The organism is Macrococcus animalis (genome assembly GCF_047425875.1).
GTDB lineage: Bacteria > Bacillota > Bacilli > Staphylococcales > Staphylococcaceae > Macrococcoides > Macrococcoides animalis.
Genome location: NZ_CP179727.1, coordinates 2,222,240 through 2,246,491 on the forward strand (window position 1 = coordinate 2,222,240; position 24,252 = coordinate 2,246,491).

The 24,252-nt window shown below is 31.4% G+C and carries 33 protein-coding genes; 28 read left to right on the top strand and 5 right to left on the bottom strand.

What is annotated here, in order from left to right; all coding sequences use genetic code 11:
• Positions 1-9: 9 nt before the first annotated feature.
• The 15 genes from ACMGE9_RS11745 (at position 10) to ACMGE9_RS11815 (ending at position 13,330) form a co-directional block, all read left to right on the top strand.
• Complete coding sequence (locus ACMGE9_RS11745) at positions 10-1,065, top strand: M24 family metallopeptidase (protein WP_414042949.1); 1,056 nt, start codon at positions 10-12, stop codon at positions 1,063-1,065.
• Between the two features lie 24 nt (positions 1,066-1,089).
• On the top strand, positions 1,090-1,647 hold the full coding sequence (gene efp, locus ACMGE9_RS11750; RefSeq protein ID WP_414042950.1) for an elongation factor P: 558 nt from the start codon (positions 1,090-1,092) through the stop codon (positions 1,645-1,647).
• A gap of 120 nt (positions 1,648-1,767) precedes the next feature.
• Positions 1,768-2,226: an acetyl-CoA carboxylase biotin carboxyl carrier protein gene (gene accB, locus ACMGE9_RS11755; RefSeq protein WP_414042951.1), complete on the top strand. Its 459-nt coding sequence runs from the start codon at positions 1,768-1,770 to the stop codon at positions 2,224-2,226.
• A complete protein-coding gene (gene accC, locus ACMGE9_RS11760) occupies positions 2,227-3,573 on the top strand; it encodes an acetyl-CoA carboxylase biotin carboxylase subunit (RefSeq protein ID WP_414042952.1) in 1,347 nt (448 codons plus the stop codon).
• An 88-nt stretch (positions 3,574-3,661) separates the two neighbouring features.
• Positions 3,662-4,009: an Asp23/Gls24 family envelope stress response protein gene (locus ACMGE9_RS11765; RefSeq protein ID WP_414042953.1), complete on the top strand. Its 348-nt coding sequence runs from the start codon at positions 3,662-3,664 to the stop codon at positions 4,007-4,009.
• Positions 4,010-4,053: 44 nt separating this feature from the next.
• Positions 4,054-4,449 carry a transcription antitermination factor NusB gene (gene nusB, locus ACMGE9_RS11770; RefSeq protein WP_414042954.1) on the top strand — a complete coding sequence of 132 codons (396 nt, stop codon included), beginning with the start codon at positions 4,054-4,056 and terminating at the stop codon, positions 4,447-4,449.
• A gap of 4 nt (positions 4,450-4,453) precedes the next feature.
• Positions 4,454-5,785: an exodeoxyribonuclease VII large subunit gene (xseA, locus tag ACMGE9_RS11775; protein WP_414042955.1), complete on the top strand. Its 1,332-nt coding sequence runs from the start codon at positions 4,454-4,456 to the stop codon at positions 5,783-5,785.
• An 11-nt stretch (positions 5,786-5,796) separates the two neighbouring features.
• Positions 5,797-5,991 (top strand): exodeoxyribonuclease VII small subunit, encoded by a 195-nt coding sequence (gene xseB / locus ACMGE9_RS11780; RefSeq protein ID WP_414042956.1) that lies wholly within the window; start codon positions 5,797-5,799, stop codon positions 5,989-5,991.
• Positions 5,984-6,844 carry a polyprenyl synthetase family protein gene (locus tag ACMGE9_RS11785; RefSeq protein WP_414042957.1) on the top strand — a complete coding sequence of 287 codons (861 nt, stop codon included), beginning with the start codon at positions 5,984-5,986 and terminating at the stop codon, positions 6,842-6,844. The genes xseB and ACMGE9_RS11785 overlap by 8 nt, the downstream gene beginning before the upstream one ends.
• Positions 6,845-6,939: 95 nt before the next feature.
• Positions 6,940-8,826, top strand: a complete 1,887-nt coding sequence (gene dxs, locus ACMGE9_RS11790; RefSeq protein ID WP_414042958.1) for a 1-deoxy-D-xylulose-5-phosphate synthase — start codon at positions 6,940-6,942, stop codon at positions 8,824-8,826.
• A complete protein-coding gene (locus ACMGE9_RS11795) occupies positions 8,813-9,646 on the top strand; it encodes a TlyA family RNA methyltransferase (RefSeq protein ID WP_414042959.1) in 834 nt (277 codons plus the stop codon). The genes dxs and ACMGE9_RS11795 overlap by 14 nt, the downstream gene beginning before the upstream one ends.
• A gap of 97 nt (positions 9,647-9,743) precedes the next feature.
• Complete coding sequence (gene ahrC / locus ACMGE9_RS11800; RefSeq protein WP_414042960.1) at positions 9,744-10,196, top strand: transcriptional regulator AhrC/ArgR; 453 nt, start codon at positions 9,744-9,746, stop codon at positions 10,194-10,196.
• Positions 10,197-10,210: 14 nt separating this feature from the next.
• On the top strand, positions 10,211-11,878 hold the full coding sequence (gene recN, locus ACMGE9_RS11805) for a DNA repair protein RecN (RefSeq protein WP_414042961.1): 1,668 nt from the start codon (positions 10,211-10,213) through the stop codon (positions 11,876-11,878).
• Positions 11,879-11,898: 20 nt separating this feature from the next.
• On the top strand, positions 11,899-12,591 hold the full coding sequence (locus ACMGE9_RS11810; protein ID WP_414042962.1) for a response regulator: 693 nt from the start codon (positions 11,899-11,901) through the stop codon (positions 12,589-12,591).
• The gene (locus ACMGE9_RS11815) at positions 12,584-13,330 is read left to right on the top strand and encodes a glycerophosphodiester phosphodiesterase family protein (RefSeq protein ID WP_414042963.1); all 747 of its coding nucleotides are present in this window, start codon (positions 12,584-12,586) and stop codon (positions 13,328-13,330) included. The genes ACMGE9_RS11810 and ACMGE9_RS11815 overlap by 8 nt, the downstream gene beginning before the upstream one ends.
• A gap of 49 nt (positions 13,331-13,379) precedes the next feature.
• Here ACMGE9_RS11815 and ACMGE9_RS11820 read toward each other — a convergent pair whose 3' ends face one another.
• Positions 13,380-13,634 carry a DUF2627 domain-containing protein gene (locus ACMGE9_RS11820; RefSeq protein ID WP_414042964.1) on the bottom strand — a complete coding sequence of 85 codons (255 nt, stop codon included), beginning with the start codon at positions 13,632-13,634 and terminating at the stop codon, positions 13,380-13,382.
• A 318-nt stretch (positions 13,635-13,952) separates the two neighbouring features.
• Here ACMGE9_RS11820 and ACMGE9_RS11825 point away from each other — a divergent pair, with 318 nt between their 5' ends.
• Positions 13,953-15,053, top strand: coding sequence for a Glu/Leu/Phe/Val dehydrogenase dimerization domain-containing protein (locus ACMGE9_RS11825; protein WP_414042965.1), 1,101 nt, complete (start codon positions 13,953-13,955; stop codon positions 15,051-15,053).
• Between the two features lie 266 nt (positions 15,054-15,319).
• Here the strand turns inward: ACMGE9_RS11825 and ACMGE9_RS11830 are convergent, their stop codons facing one another.
• A complete protein-coding gene (locus ACMGE9_RS11830; protein WP_414042966.1) occupies positions 15,320-15,601 on the bottom strand; it encodes a hypothetical protein in 282 nt (93 codons plus the stop codon).
• A gap of 160 nt (positions 15,602-15,761) precedes the next feature.
• Here ACMGE9_RS11830 and ACMGE9_RS11835 point away from each other — a divergent pair, with 160 nt between their 5' ends.
• The 9 genes from ACMGE9_RS11835 to ACMGE9_RS11875 all read left to right on the top strand — a co-directional run bounded on the left by ACMGE9_RS11835 (position 15,762) and on the right by ACMGE9_RS11875 (position 20,081).
• Positions 15,762-16,058: a DUF2089 family protein gene (locus tag ACMGE9_RS11835; RefSeq protein ID WP_414042967.1), complete on the top strand. Its 297-nt coding sequence runs from the start codon at positions 15,762-15,764 to the stop codon at positions 16,056-16,058.
• Positions 16,059-16,062: 4 nt separating this feature from the next.
• The gene (locus tag ACMGE9_RS11840) at positions 16,063-16,344 is read left to right on the top strand and encodes a hypothetical protein (protein ID WP_414042968.1); all 282 of its coding nucleotides are present in this window, start codon (positions 16,063-16,065) and stop codon (positions 16,342-16,344) included.
• Positions 16,345-16,480: 136 nt separating this feature from the next.
• Positions 16,481-17,017 carry a DUF805 domain-containing protein gene (locus ACMGE9_RS11845; protein ID WP_414042969.1) on the top strand — a complete coding sequence of 179 codons (537 nt, stop codon included), beginning with the start codon at positions 16,481-16,483 and terminating at the stop codon, positions 17,015-17,017.
• Between the two features lie 119 nt (positions 17,018-17,136).
• Positions 17,137-17,487, top strand: coding sequence for a hypothetical protein (locus ACMGE9_RS11850; RefSeq protein ID WP_414042970.1), 351 nt, complete (start codon positions 17,137-17,139; stop codon positions 17,485-17,487).
• A 52-nt stretch (positions 17,488-17,539) separates the two neighbouring features.
• Positions 17,540-17,968: a DUF6920 family protein gene (locus ACMGE9_RS11855; protein ID WP_414042971.1), complete on the top strand. Its 429-nt coding sequence runs from the start codon at positions 17,540-17,542 to the stop codon at positions 17,966-17,968.
• A gap of 600 nt (positions 17,969-18,568) precedes the next feature.
• A complete protein-coding gene (locus tag ACMGE9_RS11860; protein WP_414042972.1) occupies positions 18,569-19,036 on the top strand; it encodes a hypothetical protein in 468 nt (155 codons plus the stop codon).
• Positions 19,036-19,434: a GNAT family N-acetyltransferase gene (locus tag ACMGE9_RS11865; RefSeq protein WP_414042973.1), complete on the top strand. Its 399-nt coding sequence runs from the start codon at positions 19,036-19,038 to the stop codon at positions 19,432-19,434. The genes ACMGE9_RS11860 and ACMGE9_RS11865 overlap by 1 nt, the downstream gene beginning before the upstream one ends.
• 78 nt (positions 19,435-19,512) lie before the next feature.
• Complete coding sequence (locus ACMGE9_RS11870) at positions 19,513-19,755, top strand: AbrB/MazE/SpoVT family DNA-binding domain-containing protein (protein ID WP_414042974.1); 243 nt, start codon at positions 19,513-19,515, stop codon at positions 19,753-19,755.
• The gene (locus ACMGE9_RS11875) at positions 19,749-20,081 is read left to right on the top strand and encodes a type II toxin-antitoxin system PemK/MazF family toxin (protein ID WP_414042975.1); all 333 of its coding nucleotides are present in this window, start codon (positions 19,749-19,751) and stop codon (positions 20,079-20,081) included. Before ACMGE9_RS11870 ends, ACMGE9_RS11875 begins: the two co-directional genes overlap by 7 nt.
• 69 nt (positions 20,082-20,150) lie before the next feature.
• On the opposite strand, the gene ACMGE9_RS11880 is transcribed toward ACMGE9_RS11875, so the two are convergent.
• From ACMGE9_RS11880 to ACMGE9_RS11890, 3 genes are all read right to left on the bottom strand, one after another.
• Positions 20,151-20,486, bottom strand: coding sequence for a cytochrome b5 domain-containing protein (locus ACMGE9_RS11880; RefSeq protein WP_414042976.1), 336 nt, complete (start codon positions 20,484-20,486; stop codon positions 20,151-20,153).
• Positions 20,474-20,815 (bottom strand): hypothetical protein, encoded by a 342-nt coding sequence (locus ACMGE9_RS11885; RefSeq protein ID WP_414042977.1) that lies wholly within the window; start codon positions 20,813-20,815, stop codon positions 20,474-20,476. The genes ACMGE9_RS11880 and ACMGE9_RS11885 overlap by 13 nt, the downstream gene beginning before the upstream one ends.
• Before the next feature lie 73 nt (positions 20,816-20,888).
• Positions 20,889-21,470, bottom strand: coding sequence for a TetR/AcrR family transcriptional regulator (locus tag ACMGE9_RS11890; RefSeq protein WP_414042978.1), 582 nt, complete (start codon positions 21,468-21,470; stop codon positions 20,889-20,891).
• A 431-nt stretch (positions 21,471-21,901) separates the two neighbouring features.
• Between ACMGE9_RS11890 and ACMGE9_RS11895 the strand changes: the two genes are divergently transcribed.
• From ACMGE9_RS11895 to ACMGE9_RS11905, 3 genes are all read left to right on the top strand, one after another.
• Positions 21,902-22,141 (top strand): hypothetical protein, encoded by a 240-nt coding sequence (locus tag ACMGE9_RS11895; RefSeq protein WP_414042979.1) that lies wholly within the window; start codon positions 21,902-21,904, stop codon positions 22,139-22,141.
• A gap of 116 nt (positions 22,142-22,257) precedes the next feature.
• Entirely contained in the window at positions 22,258-22,887 is a 630-nt protein-coding gene (locus ACMGE9_RS11900; protein ID WP_414042980.1) for a FusB/FusC family EF-G-binding protein, read from the top strand.
• A 309-nt stretch (positions 22,888-23,196) separates the two neighbouring features.
• A complete protein-coding gene (locus ACMGE9_RS11905) occupies positions 23,197-24,024 on the top strand; it encodes a DUF4240 domain-containing protein (RefSeq protein ID WP_414042981.1) in 828 nt (275 codons plus the stop codon).
• The last annotated feature ends 228 nt before the right edge of the window (positions 24,025-24,252 follow it).

Consider the following 24,252-nt stretch of genomic DNA (forward strand, 5'->3'; position numbering starts at 1 on the left):
AAGAAAAAAATGAAATTCGAAAAAATGAATCAATTATTCAACGACAAAGCAGTAGAAGCAATAGTTATTCTTTCACCATTTAACCGCAGATATTTATCAGGATTTACAGGATCAAGTGGAGCATTAATAGTGTCAAAAGACAAAAAGATTTTAATGACTGATTTTAGGTATACAGAACAAGCATCAAAACAAGCACCTGACTTTGAAATCGTAAAGCATGAGAAGCCAATTTTAGAGGAAATTAGTAGCTTTATTCAAGCAAATGGGTATAAAACGGTAGGTTTTGAAGGGGATTTAATTACTTATCAACAACATCAATCATTATTAAATATTAATTATGAATTAGTAAATATTGCAGGAGAAGTGGAAAAAATTCGTATGATTAAAGAACCATATGAGATTGAAATCATTCAACAAGCTGCTGATATTGCAGATGCGACGTTTGAGTACATTTTGGAAATTACAAAACCAGGTATGTCTGAAATGCAAATTAACAATATGATGGAAATGAAGATGCGTGAACTGGGCGCAACAAGTTCATCATTTGATACTATAGTGGCAAGTGGTGTGCGTGGAGCATTACCACACGGAGTGGCAAGTGATAAAGTCATTCAATCTGGTGAGATGATTACATTCGATTACGGTGCAATTTATAATGGTTATATTTCTGATATTACACGTACGATTGCTGTAGGTGAACCGAGTGAAGAAATGATTAAGATTTATAATGTTGTATTAGAATCTCAATTGAAAGCTCTAAATGAAGTCAAGATTGGAATGACTGGTATAGAAGCAGATAAAATTGCACGTGACGTTATCGCTTCATATGGCTATGGAGATAACTTTGGTCATTCATTAGGTCATGGTATTGGATTAGAAGTACACGAAGGGCCTATGTTATCATATAAATCCCCTCATACATTAGAAGAAAATATGTGCGTTACGTTAGAACCTGGGATATATGTTGAAGGTTTAGGTGGTGTTCGTATTGAAGATGATGTATTAGTTACTAAAAATGGTCTAAAGCGCTTTACACATTCAACAAAAGACCTTATTATTTTATAAGAGAGCAAATGAGGAGGAAATTTAATGATTTCAGTAAATGATTTTAAAACGGGTTTAACAATAGAAGTAGAAAACGGAATTTGGAGAGTAATTGAATTCCAACACGTAAAACCAGGTAAAGGTGCGGCTTTCGTTCGTTCTAAATTACGTAATTTACGAACTGGTGCAATCCAAGAAAAAACTTTCCGTGCCGGTGAAAAAGTAGGGAAAGCTCAAATTGATAATAAACGTATGCAGTATTTATATGCATCTGGTGATCAACATGTATTTATGGACAACGAATCTTATGAACAGTTAGAATTACCAGAAAGCACAATTGAATACGAATTAAAATTCTTGAAAGAAAACATGGAAGTTCACATCCAAATGTACGAAGGTGAAACTTTAGGAGTAGAATTACCAAACACTGTTACTTTAGAAGTAACTGAAACAGAACCTGGTATTAAAGGAGATACAGCGCAAGGTGCAACGAAACAAGCGACTGTTGAAACGGGATATGCGTTAAATGTACCTTTATTTGTCAACCAAGGTGATAAACTAATTATTAATACTACAGATGGATCATACGTATCACGCGGATAATAAATCTTATTAAAAGGCATGCAAACTGCATGTCTTTTATTTTTTTCTTGTATTGGTCTGACCACTAAGATAAAATAAATTAGTAACTAGTCTTAAAATCTTGTATAAAAGGGGTTCAACATGAAATTCGAAGAAATTAAAAAACTCGTTGATTTAATCGACGCATCAAACACATTAACAGAATTAAATTTGGAGCAAGACGATTATAAAATTGTAATTAAAAAAGAAAAAGAGATACTACATGCACCGATTCAATCTGTTTATGAGGTACCACAAACACTACATAAAAATGTGCAAGTACCACAAGCTACTGCACACGTACCTAAAGAAGCTGAAGTTGAGACAGGCAAGACAATTAATGCGCCAATGGTAGGCACATTTTATAAATCACCATCGCCAGAAAGTGCGCCTTATGTAGGTATCGGCGATAAGGTAAATCCAGATAGTACAGTATGTATTTTAGAAGCGATGAAATTATTTAATGAAATTCAAGCAGAAATTTCAGGAGAAATTATTGAAGTCCTAGTTGAAGACGGACAAATGGTTGAGTACGGACAACCTTTATTTAAGGTGAAGTAGATGAAAAAAGTATTGGTAGCGAATCGTGGCGAAATCGCAGTACGTATTATTCGAGCATTGAAAGAGTTAAATATACAGTCTGTTGCTGTGTATTCTGAGGCAGACCGTGACGCCTTACATACTCAAATTGCCGATGAAGCGTATTGCATTGGTCCTAAACAGTCGAAAGATTCTTATTTAAATATTCCAAATATTTTAATGATCGCAAGTTCTACAGGTTGTGATGGAATACATCCTGGTTATGGTTTCTTAGCTGAGAATGCAAATTTTGCTGAAATGTGTGAAGCGTGCCAAATTAAATTTATTGGTCCGAGTCATTATTCAATTTCGAAAATGGGAATAAAAGATGTCGCAAAAAAAGTGATGATTGAAGCGAATGTACCTGTTGTACCTGGAAGTGATGGTTTACTTGATAATGTTGATCATGCTTTATCACTAGCAAATGATATGGGATATCCAGTTATTATTAAAGCTACAGCTGGTGGAGGTGGAAAAGGGATTCGTGTCGCTCGAAACAATGAAGAATTGCGTAATGGTTATATGATGACGGAACAAGAAGCAGCTACTGCTTTTGGTAATCCAGGATTGTATTTAGAAAAATACATTGAAGAATTCCGTCACATTGAAATTCAAGTATTAGCAGATCAATTTGGTAAAGTGATTCATCTAGGTGAACGAGATTGTACGATTCAACGTCGTATGCAAAAATTAGTTGAAGAATCACCCTCACCTATCTTAAACGAGGCAACGCGTGAATCAATGGGAAAAGCAGCAGTACGTGCAGCAGAAGCAGTAGACTATGAAGGTGCAGGCACCGTGGAATTTATCTATGATTTATCATCAAATAATTATTATTTTATGGAAATGAACACACGCATTCAAGTAGAACATCCAGTTACAGAAATGGTAACAGGTATTGATTTAGTGAAATGGCAAATAAAGGTTGCGTCTGGTGAAGCATTGACAGTTGATCAGCAGGACATAAAACTATCAGGTCATGCGATTGAATTACGTATAAACGCTGAAAATCCATACAAAAACTTTATGCCATCTCCAGGACTCATTACACAATATGTTGTACCAGGCGGCTACGGTGTTAGGATAGATTCTGCGTGTTACACGAACTACAAGATTCCTCCTTTTTACGATTCAATGGTAGCGAAGCTTATCGTGCATCAACCAACACGCGCTGAAGCAATAGCATGTGCAAAACGTGCATTAGACGAATTTGTTGTTACCGGTGTAGACACGACTATTCCCTTCCATATTGCATTAATGGATAACAATGTATTTAAATCAAATAATTATAGTACGAAATTTTTAGAACAGAATGAAATACTTTCATAAAAAAGCGCTTTTGCGTTTTTTTATTTTGCATTTAATATTATACTAAAAACATGTTATAGTATTATTATGAGATGGGAGGCATATATCAATGATTGAAACAAATAAAAAAGGCAATTTAGGTACTGTTGAAATTGCACCAAGTGTAATTGAGGTTATCGCTTCAATCGCTGTATCTGAAGTCAAAGGTGTATCACTTGTTCAAAAGAACAAATCTCTCGATAAATTAGGTGTTAAAAACCAAAAAGGTGTTAACGTTGATGTTAAAGACGATGAAATCATTATCGATGCTTATTGCGCATTTGATTATGGTACAAAGATTTCTAAAACAGCAACACTTGTTCAACAATCAATTAAAAATGCATTAGGTAATATGACGGCGATAAGTCCAAAACAAATCAACATTCATATTGTTAATGTAAAATTTAAAGAAATTTAATTTAGAGGATGCTTGCATCCTCTAAATTTTTGAAGGAGAAATATATGTCAAGAACAGAATCAAGACAACACGCAGTTCAAATTTTATTCCAATTAGAAACAAAAGAACACGATATCACTATTGAAGAAGCAACAAATTTTATCGTTGAAGCTCCTTTGAAAGATGCCTTTTGTGAAACAATTGTACGCGGTGTAAAAGAAAATGAAGCAGCAATTGATGAAAAAATTATGCCACAATTAAAGCAATGGACGTTAGATCGCATTAATAAGATTGATCGCATTATTTTAAGAATGAGTACATATGAATTACTTTACACTGATGCACCAGACAAAGTAGTTGTCAACGAAGCAGTTAATTTAGCTAAAATATTCAGCGACGATGAAAGTTATAAATTTATTAATGGTGTATTAAGTGAAATAATAAAAAACAAAGCGTCGTGATAAAATGGAAAAGTATTTAACGGTAAGCGCGTTAAGTAAATATATTAAAGTAAAATTTGATAGAGACCCTTATTTACAAGACATTTATATTAAAGGAGAACTTTCAAATTATAAACGCCATTCAAGTGGCCACCATTATTTTGCTTTAAAAGATAATGGTGCCATTATTCAATGTATGATGTTTAGTCGTGATGCTTCCGGCTTATCTTTTATCCCTAAAGAGGGAGATAGTGTTTTAATTAGGGGGAGAATTTCCTCATATGAAGCACGTGGAAATTATCAACTCTATGTCAGTACGATGACACTAGATGGAATTGGGTTATTGTATGAAAAATTTGAACAACTCAAAAAATCATTTCAAGATAAAGGTTATTTTAATGCAGAACATAAACAAGCGTTGCCCAAATATCCAAAGCATATTGCAGTACTGACAGCAAGTACCGGTGCTGCAGTGCAAGATATTCGAACGACGTTAAGTAATCGATACCCACTTGCAAAAGTGACTTATATTTCGACACTTGTACAAGGTACAGGTGCGAAAGAAGATATCGTTAAAAATATAAATCATGCCGACTCTATTGGAGCAGATGTTATTATAGTCGGACGTGGTGGCGGTTCTATAGAGGATCTATGGGCATTTAATGAAGCAATCGTTGTGGAAGCGATATTTAACTCAAATACACCGATTATATCTGCTGTAGGACATGAGACGGATACAACTTTATCTGATTATGTAGCAGATTTTAGGGCACCTACACCGACAGGTGCTGCAGTTTTAGCAACTCCTGATGTCCGAGAATTAATTGCACAAATTAATCAGGCACGGGAATTTATGGACCATAAGATGAATGCTGTAATGAGAAATTATACGCAGCAACTCTCACAACTAGAAAGCTATTATATATTTAAAAATCCATATATGCTAGTTGAACAAAAAGTGCAACGCATTGATGATTTTCAAAATCAGATAAAGTATATGATGAGCACTATAATGCAACAACAACATCACCGTGTGGCATTTTTGAGTCAACAAATATCTCCTAAAATGTTAAGAGACAAAGTGAAGCAACATCAAACGCTAATTGAAAATAAACACAATCAAATGGAGCGTACAATTAAGTATCGTATGTCGATGAAACAATCAGTAGTCCAATCACAACTTGCGTTACTTAGTAGCTTAAGTCCGACCGAAACTTTACTTCGTGGTTACAGTATCACGCGATACAATAATACGATTATTCGTTCGACACACGATATATCTGTTGGTGACACAATAGAAATTGAAATGAAAGATGGCAAAATTATTGGTAAGGTTACAGAAAAGTCAAATGAGTAGGAGTGATAATCATGGCTAAAGACTTTGAAACAATGATGGGTGAATTAGAGTCAATTGTGAAGCAATTGGATAATGAAGAAGTATCTTTAGAAAAATCAATTGAATTATATGAGGCTGGCGTAAAATTATCTAAAGCTTGTCAAGACAAACTAAAAGAAGCGGAACAAAAGATTGAGAAACTTCAAGAGGCGGATATAAATGAATAAAGAGCACATTGCTTTAATCAATGCATCAATTGACGGATTATATCAACAAAAAGCGCTTTCTGAATTGTTGAATGAATCAATAAGGTATTCATTGCAAGCAGGTGGTAAACGCATTAGACCTTTATTATTGATGACAACATTAGAAAGTTTAGGTGGACGACCTGAAGATGGATTACCATTTGGGATTGCTGTTGAAATGATTCATACATATTCTTTAATCCATGACGACTTGCCAGCCATGGATAACGATGAATATCGTCGTGGAAAACTTACAAATCATAAAGTGTACGGAGAAGCTACAGCTATATTAGCAGGTGATGCTTTGCTTACAGATAGTTTTAATCAAATTTTATTTAGCCAATATAGCAATGAAACTAAGATTAAATTAATGTCACTTCTTATTAATGCTGCAGGCTCTAATGGCATGGTTGCGGGACAAATGTTAGATATGGAAAATGAAAATAAAACAATTGATATGTCGACTTTAGAAACAATTCACCATCATAAAACTGGAGATCTAATTCATGCATCAATATACGCAGCAGGAATCATTTTAAATAGCGATACAAAAGAACGCGATGCATTAGATAAAATTGGTCGTAATATAGGTTTAATGTTCCAGATTAAAGATGACATTTTAGATGTTGAAGGTGACTTTGAATCGATTGGTAAGGCAGTAGGTAGTGATATAGAAAATGATAAAAGTACATATGTTTCACTCCTTGGACTTGAAGCTTCAAAACAAAAATTAGATCAAATATTAAAAGATACAATCGAAATTGTCGAAACAATTGCAACAAATAAGACATCACTTATCGATTTGATTGTTTTTATTGTTAAGCGAAATAAATAAAAGCCTATAAAGGGCTTTTTTTATTTTTCATGGATTCACAAACAATGATATAATAAGAAGCATATTAAAGTAAAAGAGATGTAGGTGGGGAATTCATGGATGTATCAAAAATAAAAGATCCATCGTTTATAAAAGATTTAACAAATGATGAATTAATAGAATTAAGTGGCGAAATTCGTCAATTTTTAATAGAAAAGTGTGCAATAACTGGGGGGCATATCGGGGCAAATCTTGGTGTTGTTGAATTAACAATCGCAATGCATAGAAGTTTCAATAGTCCGATAGATAAATTAATCTTTGATGTAGGACATCAAGCTTATATCCATAAAATTCTTACAGGTCGTGGAGATAAGTTTGATACATTACGTCAATATAAGGGCTTAAGTGGTTTTCCAAAGCTAAACGAGAGTCCACATGATGTTTGGGAAGCGGGCCACTCTTCTACTTCCCTTTCAGCAGCAATAGGTATGGCGAAAGCGCGTGATATCATGGGTGAAGATTATGATGTTGTGCCGATAATTGGTGATGGTGCTTTAACTGGTGGAATGGCGTTAGAAGCCTTAAATCATATTGGTCACGATAAAACGGATATGACAATCGTATTAAACGATAATGAGATGAGTATTGCACCTAACGTAGGTGCAATGCATAATATGTTCGGTCGTTTACGTACGAACCAGAATTATAATCGTGCTAAAGTAGATATTGACGGTTTCTTAAGCAAATTACCAGGTGGACATAAATTGCGAGATTCGGCAGATCGAATTAAAGACAGTTTAAAGTATTTAGTTGTGACAGGTGTATTTTTTGAAGAATTAGGAATAAAATATGTCGGACCAGTTGATGGCCATAACTTCAATGATTTAAAAGAAGCATTTGAAACCTCTAAGCGTATAAATGGCCCAGTTATAGTCCATGTGATTACTAAAAAGGGGAAAGGCTATAGACCTGCTGAAAATGACAAAATCGGTACTTGGCATGGACTTGGACCTTATAAATTAGAAACAGGAGAACAAGTAAAAGGAAGTTCAAAAGCACCTGCATGGAGTCAAATATTTAGTGATACAGTTCAAAGTTTTGCTGAAAATGATAAAAAAATCGTTGCAATTACACCTGCAATGCCAGTTGGTAGTAAATTAACTAAGTTTCAAGCTGAATTACCACAACAATTCTTTGATGTTGGTATTGCTGAGCAGCATGCTGTGACAATGGCTGCAGGGTTAGCAGCAAATGGTATGACACCCTATTTAGCGATTTACTCTACATTTTTACAACGTGCATATGACCAATTGTTACATGACGTAGATCGTCAAAACTTACATGTTATCTTTGGTATTGACCGTTCAGGATTAGTTGGAGCTGATGGTGAAACTCACCAAGGTGTATTCGATATTCCATTCCTAAGTCATATGCCAAATGTTACGATTATGATGCCAAAAGATGAGAATGAAGCACGACACATGCTACATAGTGCATTCTACGACTATAACGGTCCAATTGCGATTCGTTATCCACGAGGTAATGGTATTGGCGTTGAGGTGGATGAAACACTTCAAACTATTCCATATGGTAAGTGGGAGACTGTACACGTAGGTCAAGATATTGCAGTTTTGAGTTTTGGACCAACTTTACAACTCATAGAAGAAGTACGTGATGAGCTATTAAAAGAAGGAATTAATATTGAAGTAGTCAATGCACGTTTTATTAAACCTATAGATACAGAGTACTTAGACGAATTATCGTCTGGAAATAAATCTATCATTACTGTTGAAGAATCGATATTAAGTGGTGGATTTGGCGCGCTTGTCGTGAATTACTATAATGACCAACACAAATATGTTGATGTAAAGCGTATAGGAATTAATGATGAATATATCGAACATGGTGATGTTGAATTATTACTTAATGATATCGGCATTTCGAAAGCAAATATCATAAACGAAATAAAGCAATCATTGAAGCGAAAAAATGAAAAAAATTAGAATTGATGAGTGGCTTGTAGATCACGATTACTATGAAACAAAAGATACAGCCAAACGAGCAGTGATGGCAGGTCTTATCTATAATGACAATATTCGAGTTGATACCGCTGGTGAGAAAATTGATCCAGTAACTGCAAAAATACGTGTGAAAGACAAACGTAAAAAATATGTTAGTCGTGGTGGATATAAATTAGAGAAAGCTATTCATCACTTTGATTTAAATTTAGCAGATGTAATCCACCTAGATGTAGGATCATCAACTGGTGGTTTCACAGATTGTGCTTTACAAAATGGAGCGAAACATTCCTATGCACTTGACGTTGGAACTAACCAATTAGATTATCGATTAAGAGTTCATGAAAGAGTTACTGTGATGGAACAAACTAACTTTAGATATGTGACAAAAGATCAGTTTGATCCACTACCGAACTTTGTAACAATTGATGTTAGTTTTATCTCTCTTTCTGTTATTCTTAAAAAACTAATAGAAATTGTTAATGATGGTACGACAATTATTGCGCTAATAAAACCACAATTTGAAGCACGATATGAATATGTTGAAAAAGGAATTGTTTACGATAAAAGTGAACACATTCATGTTTTAAAAGAGATAACATTGCTATGTACAACATTAAATATTAAAGTTCAAGATATTACTTTTTCACCGATAACGGGTCAGAAAGGTAATATTGAATATTTATTACATGGAGTATATACACTTAACGATATTCCAAATATTAATTCTACAAAAAAATTAGTTTGGAATAATCATGCAAATGAAACAATTGTTAACCAAGCATTTGATACGTTAAATCATTAAACCACTGATAACTTATCAGTGGTTTTTTGATATACATTAATTTGTATGTATGCTAAAATTATTTGTATAATTATACAGACACAAGGAGGCGCATGGAATGGCGAACAAAACAATCCGTCAAATCAAAATTCGTGAAATTATTTCAAACCAACAAATCGAAACACAAGAAGATTTAGTAGAGAAATTAAACGAATATAATTTAAATGTGACACAAGCAACGATTTCACGTGATATTAAGGAACTGCAACTTATTAAAGTCCCAACACCAAGTGGACAATATATTTACTCACTCCCACGTGATAGAAAGTACCATCCACTTGATAAATTAGGACGTTACTTAATGGATTCATTTGTCAAATTAGATAGTGCAGATAATTTGCTTGTATTAAAGACTTTACCAGGAAACGCTCAATCTATAGGTGCAATTTTAGACCAATTAGAATGGGAAGAAGTAATAGGTACAATTTGTGGTGATGATACTTGTTTATTAATCTGTAAAGATAAAAAAGCAGGGGAATTGATTACAGAACGTATTTTTAACATGCTTTAATTGGAGGACTATTTATGCTTTTGTCGTTATCAATCAAACAGTTTGCAATAATTGAAGCATTAGAAATTGAATTGAAAGATGGACTAACAGTATTGAGTGGAGAAACTGGTGCTGGAAAATCTATAATTATTGATGCAATCGGTCAATTAATTGGTACGCGTGCCAGTCAGAACCTTGTTCGACATGGTGAAAATAAAGCGATTGTTGAAGGCATCTTTGATATTGATCATAACCCACGCGTTAAGGAAATGTTGATTGCGAGAGATATTCCATTAGATGACTTTATGCTTGTTAAAAGAGAAATCTTAAAGACAGGTAAAAGTATTTGCAAGATTAATAATCAAATGGTAACTCTTTCAGAACTGAAAAGTATTATGCAAGAACTTCTAGATATTCATGGACAACATGAAACGCAAACCTTACTTAAGCCTAAATTTCATTTAACTTTATTAGATGATTATGCAAAGGGTCAATACGATTCCTTATTATTGAACTATCAGTCAACATATAATCGTTTTATTGAAAAAACAAACGAACTTAAAAATTTACAACAAAAAGATGAAGAGCTATTACAGCGTTTAGATTTGATTAAATATCAACATAAAGAATTAAGTGAAAAGAAACTTATTGTAACTGAAAAAGAAACACTGACAGAAGAAATTAATCGTTTACAAAACTATGAAAAATTAAACGATGCATTAACAAAATCAGTAAAACTTTTAAGTGAAGAATCTCAAATATTAGATTTATTATTTGAATTTAACACTTCATTAAAAGAAATTGATGAAATATTACCCAATAAATTTAATAAGACTTTAGAAGAATCAGAAGGATTATACTATATTCTTGATGATGCTAAGCATGCGTTACATGATGAAATGACACAAAATGAATATGATGAGAATGAACTTAATCAATTAGAAACACGTATGAATGAAATACAATTTCTTGAAAGAAAGTATGGTAAAAGTTTACCTGAACTGTTACCATTTATAGAAGAATTGGAAAAAGAAATTAAAACGATTGAAAATATAGAAGAATCGACATCTCAATTGACTAAAGAAATTGAGTTGCTGAAATCTACATTACTATCTCTTGGTGCTGATTTAAGTAAAGCGCGTCGCAAAGTAGCAATGAAATTAAGAAACGAAATACTAGATGAAATACATAATCTAGAAATGAAAAGTGCAAACTTTGAAATGGCCTTTACTAAAACTGAACCGACTCCGACTGGTATAGAATCGTTAGAATTTATGATCAGCCCAAATAAAGGAGAACCACTTAAACCGCTAGAAAAAATTGCATCTGGTGGAGAATTAAGCCGTATGATGTTAGCTTTAAAGAGTATATTTGCAGAAACGAAAGGTAAGACCGCGATACTATTTGATGAAGTGGATACTGGCGTATCAGGTAAAGTAGCACAAAAGATGGCTGAGAAAATGTATGATATATCTACATTCATTCAAGTAATATGTATTTCTCATTTACCACAAGTAGCAGCAATAAGTGACCAACATCTTTATATTGAGAAAATCGAACAAGATGATAGAACGACAACCCATGTCACAGAACTAGACGGTGAATCTAGAGTTAAGGAAGTTGCACGTATGATTTCAGGTGTTGAAGTAACACCATTGACATTAGAACATGCAGCTGAACTCATCAACCAAAATAAGAAATAGAACAAAAAGGATGAAGAAGTATGGTACTCAAAGTTGCAATTATTGAAGATTCACGTGAACTCGCAGTCTCAATTAAAACACATATAGAAAAACATAATATGCAAGTAGTTGGCATGAGTCATAATGGTAAAGACGCATTAAATATGATTAAGGAAAGTGAATTTGACTTATTGTTATTGGATCTTATATTACCTCATATTGATGGAATTACACTTTTGCAAGAGTATATTCCAAAAGATCATCCTTATAAGATTATTTGTTTAAGTGCTTTTGGAAAAGATTCTGTATTGTCTGAGGCAATGGATTCAGGTGCTGATTATTTCATTTTGAAACCAATTAACTTTGATATATTTGTCAATCGCATTTGTCAGATATGTAACATTGATGAATCGGTAATGAGACAAAATAAATTAGAACAAATGGGTTTTAAAGAAAAACATAAAGGAACTCAATATATTCATGATGCGATTGAAATATTGTCATTAAGAAGCGAAGAAGACAGAAGAGGCAAAGTTCAATTAACGATTGAGTTATATCCAAAAATCGCTGAAAAGAATAATGTAAAAAATGCAAATGTAGAACGCTCAATACGCCATGCAATTGAAAAAGCGTGGGAAAATGGCCTTCAAGATGTATTTGGTAGATGTGGAAAAATGAGTAAACCAACAAGTGGTGAATTATTAGACTATTTAATGGAGGATAATCATGACTAAAATTATTGGACATAGAGGATATGCAGGACTTTATCCAGAAAATACGATGCTAAGTTTTAAAAAAGCATACGAGCATGGAGCAGATGGAATAGAACTGGATATCCACCTATCAAAAGATAATGAAATCATAGTGATACATGATTCAACGTTAAATAGAACGACAAACAAAAAAGGTAAGATTAGTGTGTTAACATTAGAAGAAATTAAAGAAGCACGTAATAAGAATGGTCTTTTTAAGTTAACAGATGAGCAAGTTCCTACCTTAAAAGAAGTAATGGACTGGATAGTTACAACTGATATGTTATTAAACATTGAAGTTAAAGGTATTACAGACAGTGAACTTGAAGAATATCTACTACAGCTATTAAAAAAATATAATATCAAAGACCGCATAATTATTTCAAGTTTTAATTTAGATAGTCTTTTAAGATTAGAACACATGGATCCAAGTTATCATACAGCATTACTTACGGATAAAGAAATGGGTGAACCATGGATGTACAAGGAATCGCACGGAATTAACTCAGTACATCCATATGGTAAGAGTTATATGACTGCTCAGAATAGACAAGAAGTCGTGCGTTATGAGTTGCCAGCACGCGTATATACTGTCAATAAATCAAAAGAAATTCAATATTGGTTAGAAGAAGGACTTGAGGCCATTATAACTGATGAAGTTGAATTAGCTGTTAAACTGAAGAAAGAATATGATGTGAAACAGTTAAATACAGAAGAATAATAAGTACTTAACTTTAAATCAATGTTATAAAAAACAAGAGGATCAACCATCAATTGGTATGATCCTCTTGTTTTTTATAGAATTTTTCCTGTGCACGTTTACTTTTCTTTTCAATATGAAGAATATAACCTCCAACAAAACTAACACCGAGTATCATTAAAATAAAACCAATAAAAAATTGTAACCAAATATAATGTAATTCAGGCACTAGTAAACCAAATACAGCATCACGCATCCATTTAATACCGAGCCCTGCAAAGTAAATTGGGATTACCAACACCATTAGTGCAATAAATTTTTTCATAATTTCACCTACCACTAGCATTATAACAGAAATGTGAGCAAAATATAACACCATTTAATTATTATATTAACATAATAATTAAATGATAGTTATGTATAACTTGCAAGAAGTTTAATAAGTGTAGGCAATGATTTGTAAGCCTTTAGCAATTTAAAGTAGCAATATATAGGCGATTGTAAATAACAAATATATCAAAAATAATTCTAAAATATACAGTAGTGAATAAAAAAATAAATATTTTTGTTTTATAAACATAATATTTAAGGTAAAATAGGAAATGTTAAACCTAATAATTATTTTATGAAAAGGGGAAATAAAATGATTTTTAAAACATTAGAACAATATGATTATGAACAAATCGTATTTTGCCAAGATAATGCAAGTGGTTTAAAAGCGATCATTGCGATCCATGATTCAACATTAGGACCAGCATTAGGTGGATGTAGAATGTGGCCATATGAATCAGAAGAAGAAGCAATTGAAGATGCATTACGTTTAGCACGTGGAATGACGTATAAAAATGCAGCAGCTGGACTTAACTTAGGTGGTGCAAAAACTGTAGTGATTGGTGATCCTAAGAAAGATAAATCAGAAGCATTATTTAGAGCATTAGGACGTTATATTCAAAGTTTAAATGGCCGATATATTACAGCAGAAGACGTTGGTACAACGGTAATGGATATGGATATTATGCACGAAGAAACAGATTTCGTTGTAGGCTTATCTGAAAGTTACGGTTCAAGTGGTAACCCAAGTCCAATGACAGCATTAGGGGTATATCGTGCGATGAAACGTACAGCAAAAGAAGCATTTGGTGATGATAGTTTAGCAGGTAAGACGATTTCTGTACAAGGGGTAGGGAATGTGTCTTATACATTATGTAAATATTTACATGAAGAAGGTGCTAAATTAATCGTTACGGATATCTTCCAAGAATCGATTGATCGTGCGGTAAATGACTTTGGTGCTACAGCAGTAAAGCCAGATGAAATTTATGCAGTAGAAGCGGATATCTTTGCACCATGTGCATTAGGTGCCATTCTAAATGACGAAACAATTCCACAATTAAAAGTTAAAGCAGTATGTGGATCATCAAATAACCAATTAAAAGATATGGAACGACATGCAGCGATGTTGAAAGAAAAAGGTATTATATATGCTCCTGACTTTGTAGCAAACTCTGGTGGGGTAATTAACGTAGCAGATGAATTAAATGGATATAATGAAGACCGTGCGACGAAGAAAGTTAATGAAATCTATGACCAAATGGATAAAGTGTTTGAAATTGCGAAACGAGATAACATTTCTACAGCATTAGCAGCAGAGCGCTTAGCTGAAGAAAGAATTGATCAAATGATGCGTGTACGTAGCACTTTCAGTATGAATGAGCATTCGTTAATCTCTAGACGCAAAGGGTAATTGAATATGAGCACCTACAATGAGTAGGTGCTTTTTTGCGTGGAGGGATCGGGGAAATTAAGGTAAAACTGACTTCGTAATAGTTGTACGTAAAAATACAATCTATCATTAAAAAAATTATGATGGATTGCTATTATAATTATTTAGTTGCTACCTGTGTTAATAAAAATATCTTCTAATGTTGGTTCGTAAACATTAATGCTCTTAATACTTTTAAATAGATTACTAATTTTTTTATATACTAGGGCAAACATAATTAATTTCTTTTAAATGTCTTTTGATTTCATTTTTTCAAGTTCTTTTTTATGACGTACCTTTTTCTTCTCTTGACCGAGATAGTAGTCAGTTAATAGAACGAAATTAACGGATGCTAATTTATACCAAAAGTATTCAATTTCTTCGTTTAAATAATATAATTTTATAAACATATAAATAGTGAAAATTACTGGAGGTACTAATCCTAACCATCCTTGTTCCAAAGATGATAAGTATCTTTGTGCTCCGAATAATACTACAATTAGAAAAATTAATTCGATAGTTGCGACCATAATAAATCTCCTTTTGTAAAATTTGTTACTTAATTCATAACTCATAATACACTAAAATTAGATAAAATTAAATTATTTTTTAATATTATTAATAATTTTATTATAAAACTATTGAATTATTCTAAGTATAATATTAATATATAAGTAAGGGAGGTAGCTTATGGACAGAAATGAAATTCCAGAATGGTTATTAAAATTAGATAAAGAAGACATTGAATTTATGAAAAACTTTGTTATTGAGTCAGGATCTTTAAAAAGCATAGCAAAAATGTATGATGTATCTTATCCAACGGTGAGAATAAGATTGAACAGTTTGATTCAAAAAGTAGAGTTAGCATCAAAAGAAGAAAATTCTGGACTTGTAAGTTACATTAAGTCACTTGCTATCGATGAGAAGATTAGTTTAGAAGAGGCTAAAAAATTAATTAGTTTGTACAATAACGAAAAGGAGAATTAATATTATGGATTTCATTATTAGAATTTTAATTTTTGCATCTATATGTGGTGCGCATTATATGTTATCTTCAACAAAATATAAATGGTTAGGACTTATTGTACCTTTAGCATGTACAGTATATGCCGTTTATTTCTATAGGATAGATAATGAATGGCCATTTTGGGCAGTATTATTACTTTATTTTTTAGGTATGATTATTCTAGGTGGTCAATATGAAGCTGCAAGAAAGGCATATAACAAGAAACAAGAAACAGAACTAAATAAGATGAGAAGTCAGGATATATAAATATTAGCACCTACAAAATAATGTAGGTGTTTTTCTTTCCTTAAAATTAACTTAAATATCCATGATTTCCGAACATATTTCTCTATTTATAGTAAAATATAGTTAAAATATAGAATTAATAATTAGGAGATTAACTATGGAAAAGCAAATGGGATGGTTAGAAGCTTATAAATTATATTGGGGTAATACATTTAAGTATACTGGGAGATCAAGAATGGCTGAATATTGGAAGCCAATGATTATTAACTTTTTAATTATTTTCAGTATATTATTATTATTAGGCATTATTACAGAGACACAAAAAATTCCGTATGAAACTTCTGATAAAATTGCGGCATTTGTTAAGCTAAGCTTTGTTATCGTCTTTTTATTACCAACACTAGGCGTTACAATACGAAGATTACATGACGTAGGGATAAAGACATATCACGGTGTAATAACTACGATTTCTTATTTGATTTACTCAATACTAAATATTTTCTTAAATCTAAATAACACTAATTTCTTAAGTCAAATGTTTGGAAGAATGCCAAATGATCCTGAAGCTTATATTAGTAATATATTCATCGTTTCAGTAGTAGTCTTTTGGATTTATAACTTCATTATTTCGATATTACTATTACAAAGTTCAAATGAAGATAGTAATCGATATGGTAAAAATCCGAAGTTGTAATGAAAGAGGAGAAACCTGAATACCTTTTGTTTTATTTATGAACATCATTACAATAGATTTAATGTATATTTCTTTCGTATTATAATGAACTTGAAAAGAAAAATAGAGGAGGGTTCATAATGAAATTTTTAAAGAATTTGGCTATCCCTGCAGTCATCGGTTCATCAATTGTTTACCTATATCAATCAAAGTCTAAATTACAACAAGTTTTTGAATCTGAAAAATTTAAAATGGAAGCTTCAAATAAAGAGACGAAATTGATGGATATTAAAGATTATGAGCATTTTCCTGCAGTCATCGTTAAAAATTTGAAAAAATCCGGTTTCTTAAACAAACCTGAACGTCATTTATATGAAATGTATTTTAAAAAAGCAGATTTTACAATGAACAATACACAGAAAATGAAATTGAATTATCATGTTATATACGATGTTAATCAAATGCACCGTATGGCTTTTTGGAGGGTATGATGTTTGGTGTACCTTTCAATGGTTTGGATTATTTCAAAAAAATACAGCAAAAATGCAGGGTGAATTATTCAAACGATTTGAAATCTTTAATTATGAAACTGAAGACCTAGTAAAAGGATCAATATTAACATATCTTGCTGAAAGCTTTTTAATTCCAACTGTCTTATTAAATGAACATTTTGAGTTTGAAGCCCTTAATGATAAACAAGTGAAAGCCATCTATAAAGATGCTCACTATGAATTAAGTGGTATATTTTCGTTTAATTCATCTAATGAAATGATATCTTTTGAAACTTTAGACCGACCATGCATGGATAGTAAAGGTATCATTCATGATTACCCTTGGAAAGCTGAGTGTAGTCGCTATATTACAAATGAAGAAGGCTATCGTATCCCTAGTTATTTCAAAGCATCGTGGAAGATTGATGGAGAATGGTGTCCATATTTCAAAGGTGAAATTGAACGTTTAAAATATCATTAGAAAAAGAATACAAATAAATATATATATTTAGCACATATCCCACTTTATAATAATTAAATTTTCGATATAATATTGAAAGTTTGAATGATAGGTTAATTAATACAATGTATTAATAATTTTTGATTTATAATATGAAACATTGTAAAATGAATGTGAAAAGAGGAGTGCAGCGAACACTCCCCTTGTAGATCCGTTCAGACGGTGACTAGCCTTATATTCATTTTAGTAGTAACCACAGCTCGTCAAAGCTTATGAGTGGTTACTTTTTTTCTGCATCGAAAACCGCAATTATGAGCAGTATTATGATAGATAAAAACTCTAACACAATACTCATTATCTCATATGGCGACATGTTACTCCTTTCTAGAAGCAACACCTATTTCAATTCAGATAGGCATCACCCCCTTGGGCTAGCCACCAACATAAACTAATCTACAATATTAATTATAATAGGTAAACAAATTAATTAGAACATACGTTCCGTATGAAAGGGTCTTTTTTATACTTAATATTTATTTTATGTTTGAGAGTCCAATCAATATAATACCTTTAGAAAGATGATTGGAAGTTGTATTTCCATCAAGAAACGAGGGCTGAATAATGTTAAACTTTGAATTTGATTTAGTTAAAAGTCCTATGGATGACTTATCATATAAAAAACGTGCGAAACCGGGTAATTTTATGGCATTAGATGCAAATTTGAAAATCAAATATAATGATATTGTTTATTTTGATGAAGATATTGCCATTATTGAATTCTGGTTACAATTAAATGAGTGGTTGAATGAAAGTAGTACTGATACATTCCAATATTATTCTATGGAAGTTGAAGATGAGTTCAATCCATTTATTTCAATATTCCTTATTGGTGAATTCTATCAGTTAATTTCACCATGGATTGAAACAGAGGTTGCTCTCGTTGATAATAAAGTTGTAATGATTGAAAAGTTGAGACAACTTAGAGATGATATGAAAGATGTAATCGAGCGTTATATTCAAAAAGACATTTCTATATATAAACCGAATTCGATTGGAAAAATAGTCAAAAAAATAATTGAGGTGGATTAATGTTTGAGATAAATGAAAGCTCACAAGCAGTAAATGAATATATTCATCAGAAGATAAAAGAATATAATGAACCAAATTGGGGAGAAAGAAAACAGTTTAATTTTAATATCGAAGATAACGGTAAAATTATTGCAGGTATTGTGGCAGAATCAACTTTTTCTACAATTGAGATTGAATTTTTATTTGTTGATGAATTATACAGAAAACATGGTTTAGGAAGTAAATTATTAACTTATGTTGAGGAAAAGGGTAGAAGTGAAGGGTTAAAGCATGTTTTTCTCAATACATTTTCGTTTCAAGCACCAAAATTTTATGAAAAACATGGATATAAATTATTGTTTAACATAGAGAAGTGTTACGGAGATGTAGGACAATATTTTTATTGGAAAGATTTGTAGTAGTATTCCGAGTGTAATAAGTGACAAAACTCATTGCTAGGTATATACTATGTATATACTTTTAAAGAGGTGAATGATATGCAAGTATCACTACAACGATGGGGAAACAGTCAAGGAATAAGAATACCGAAAACAATAGTTAAAGAAATGAATCTAGATGAGAATCAAAAATTTAATTTGAAAATGCAGGATGAGAAAATTATTTTAACAAAACAGCAACAGAATATTTCATTAATAAGAGAATTATTTGAAAACTATGAAACAGAAAATAAGCCAAGCGAATTTGATTGGGGTAAACCTACAGGTAATGAAGTATGGTAGAACAAGGAACTATTATTAAGCTAAATCTAAATCCAACTAAAGGAAAAGAACAAGCGGGATACCGTCCTGCATTAGTAATTAGCAATAAAGATTTTAATGAATTCACAAATTTAGTTATATTATGTCCAATTTCTTCAACTTCTAATTCATTCCCTTTGCATATTAATATAGAAGATAACTTAATTACTAAAGGTAAAGTATTATGTCAACATCCAAAGACTATTGATTTAAATGCTAGAGAATATAAAACAATTGAGAAGGTAAGCGATGAATTCTTAAACAAAATTTGTACGATTGTTTCAGCTTGTATAATGCCTATAACTTAATTAAAAATAATATGTAAAAAAGTAGTCGAAATAACATTAGATCATTTTCTTCGACTACTTTTTATTTAGCTATTCATTGATATCTAATCTTCCAACTGCTTTCATCTTTCTCAACATTTTATCATTGTGATGTGATTTTCTAAATGCTTCAGTAATATCTCTACCTGCCATTGCACCATGATGCTCTCCATTTTCCCAATGTTTTGATCCACTAACATCAAATACGATATTATCAATCGCGATATATGCATTATTTCCGTTTCGACCATCATTCATAGTGAGTTCATCAAGTGTAATCGTTCTATTCGGTACAGCAATAGGTTGATTATTTTTGTTTCGATTTAATAATGCAATCACAACAATTAATATAATGCACAGCCCAACTATCATTCCTATGATTTCCATACTTTTTCTCCTTTCTTCCAAATATAAATTATAAGTATTACAAAAAATCCTGCAGTAAATATAACTGAAATGAGTGTAACTATCTGTTCCATTTGAAGTATCAATAAATAATGTATTGACGCGATTAATGCAATGATTAAACAAATGACTTTTAGGAGATTATCAATTGTTGAAATACATATTCCTAAACAGCATGTGAAAATACCTGAGATCCACATTGACATGAAGTCGATATTCGATAAATCAAATCCTGATTCTTTGATACCTAGGGCGATAATACATAGACCGATGAGTAAGAGACAAGTAGCAATTACGTTTTTAATATTCAAAAGAACTTCCTCCAATTATGAATGAATATATTTTTGTGTTCATTCATTTATTTTTATTTTAAAAGAGAGTAGATTACTCTCTGTTTAAAAATATACCTTTTATAAAGTTTTCAACTAAATATTGATATGATTCTACGAAATTGTGAATACCACTGTGATCTAATTTTGTATCAATCGCATAAATCAGTTCGTAAGTACTCAGAATTTTTGTGATTTCATCTTTGCTGATATTCATATCATTTAATTTTTCTTGAAATTTTTGCAATAAGAAATGATGGAACTGATATTCATTTTTACCTTCTTCAGAATTATAATAATCCTTCATCAAGTAATTAATATCATTGTTTTCCCATTCTTTCATGATGTTGTTATCCTTTTGTGCTTGAACTGAAATGGCGAAAAGCTGTTGAATAATGACAATGGGATCTGCATCCCAATCTACGTTTTGTTTTACGAATTCGCGTATTTTATTGTTTTCTTGGATATAGATTTTTAGAAATATTTCTTCTTTAGAAGCGTAGTAATTATAAAATGAACCTGTTGCAATACCAGCTTTCTTTGTAATTGCTGAAATATTAGTTTTCTTGAATCCGAGACTTTTGAAGACTTCGTAGGCAGCTTCATCGATTAATGCTTTTTTGTCTATAATCAGCACCTCCTGAATGAATGTTATTTTTTATTCATTCATAATATAACACAGAAATATTAATATGTATAGTGTAATTAGTAGTATTTAAATTAAGTGATTAGAACTTTGATTATTACTTAATTTCATTGTAAAATGTAACTGAAAAGAGGAGTGCTTGAATACTCCTCTTGTAGATCCATCTAGATGGTGACTAACCTTCTAGTATTTTTATAATCACTACCACTCAGCTCAGTCGAAGCTTATGAGTGGTTATTTTTTATCGTTTTAGATGATCAACTAGATACTCTAGAAAAAATTATGGAAATGTCCGAAGAGGATAATAAAATGATAAAAACGCTTATAAACAAAAAATTGAACGACATAACAAAAATTAAAAGTGAAATTGAAGTTGCTAAAAAAGTTTTAGAAAAAATGAAATTGAAAATGGGTGAAATTAAATGATGATACTATTAATAATTCTTGTTTTATTTTATTCACTATTGACGATAGTTGCTGCAATTAGTGCAATATTGGCAAATGGAGTTAATGTCATGATGTTATTATTTATTATCGTATCAGTACTATTAATTTTAGCTTTAATTCATGGATTAATGACGGGTGAATTACATATAAGTCATATTTTAATTAGAGCTGTTATTTCATTATTAATTTTTTCTATCGCATACAAGTATCGATAATTTATTTCTAAATTTGTATATAAATTAAAATTAGTGATGACATCAACAATATTATTATATTACAATCAACATTAAATTGTGCTATACTCTTATCACTAAAGTGAGGTATAGACATAATGATAAAAGCATATGAATTCGCGCAAGTGATGATCAAGGTGAATCAATTATTAAAGATTTACAAAACAAACGATCCTACTACAAACAAAGCCCAAAAAGATATTATTTTAGATGAAATTCGTGCAATATATATCATCAATGATATTGATGCAAGTGAATATATCGCAAAATTAGATGATGTAAGACTTTCTAAAGCAAGAGCAACAATGATACTTTCTGAAATGAAACAATTTGTTGAGCCTTTTGAAATGCCTTCAGCAAAACAAATGGAAAAATTATTTAAGAAGGTTAAGAAATTAAAGATACCACCAAGTGATCAATATGACCTTCAAATGATGAGTTATATAGGTTGGAATGATAATGCAGCTAGTAGGAAGTATATCGTTTATAAAGGTGAAGATAGTACGTTTAAAAGTTTGTACGGCGAATTATCACCTTCTAAAGTGAAAGGTTTCTGTTCTATATGTCAGCATGAATCAGATGTGTCTTTATTTTTAAATAAGACAAAAACGAATAGTGACGGGACATATACGAAGAAGGGTGATTATATCTGTCATGATAGTAATGTGTGTAATCAACATTTAGATGATATTGAAAAATTATATAGCTTTATACAAAAAGTAAAGTAAGTGTCGGAATGGACACTTACTTTTTCTTTTGTTGCCACCATTTTGGTGATTCAATGCCTTTATGATTGTATACAGGTTTGATGATGTCGATGATGTTAACACTTTCATGTATATGTTTGATGATCTCATCAATTGGCTTATATGCATCAGGTGCTTCATCTAATGTATCTTCTACAACAGTTTGATATGGTTATCATAGCTTATATGTAAAAATAAGTCAAAAAAGGGGGTATCAAGATTATCGTACTTTATGTATTTATAGATAAAATAGAGATATAATTATAATAAAAACAAAATAGAGGTGGCATCATGTTTAAAACTCTTAAAAAAGGCGATGTAATTGCTGAAAAATTACCTAGAAATAAATACGGTTGTATGATTGTAATTGATGGATATGATAAAAAAGAAAAATCGGTTCTCGTAGTTATATCAACCTACTTAAAAGACGTACCTCCAACATTAGATGATGAGGATATATACAATTTAAAAAAACATGAAAGATTTTGGAAATTTGATCAAGAACATGGAGCAGAAGAATTCGCTCAAGAAGATGATATGTATACGATAGTAGGTAATATTGATACAAGTTTTGTCAAACCATCTACATATCCTAGTTTTGGTTTATTATCTGCAAGTGAAATTTATTATGATTGGTTCAGAGAAACATATCCTGAAGAATTTCAAAAAGAAATGGATGAAGAAACTGCTCGATATGAAGCTAAAAAAGCAAGTATTGTTTATGAATATATGAATGAGGATCAGTTCTGGGAAATGCTTAATAAGCTAATTAAAAGAAAGTTAGATATCGAAAAAGCAATAAAAAAACTCGCTAAATATTCAGAACAAGAAATCATTATGTTTAATAATACTTTGGCAGAAGTACTGTCAAAGTCAATAGAGATAGATGCGATGATGGACGGCGAGATTGATGATAATATGTCATCTGATTTATTATTATATTCTAGATGTTTCGTTGTTGTTCAAGGTGAAGCAGATTATTATGAAATGATAGAAGAGGGTGTGTTAGATATGTCTGATGAAGATGAAAGTTACGAAGAATTACTAGAACTAGTAGATGAAGCACTTGAAAGAAAAGGAATTGAAATTGATTATGATAAATTGAGAGAAATTATGTAGAAGATAATACAAAATTGAAAAGTAAGTGTCATTACGAAGCTTACTTTTTTTGTTTAATCATTAATCTTCTTTTGAGAACTGAAAATATAGTTAAAGCATTTAGAATCAGAAATAGGATGAAAATAATTGATGATATTATACATAGAATAAGGACCCTATGTTCATTACGAACAGATAAGGTATGAATATTTAAGACTAAAAAGGCAATGAAGACTAAACTCGTAATGA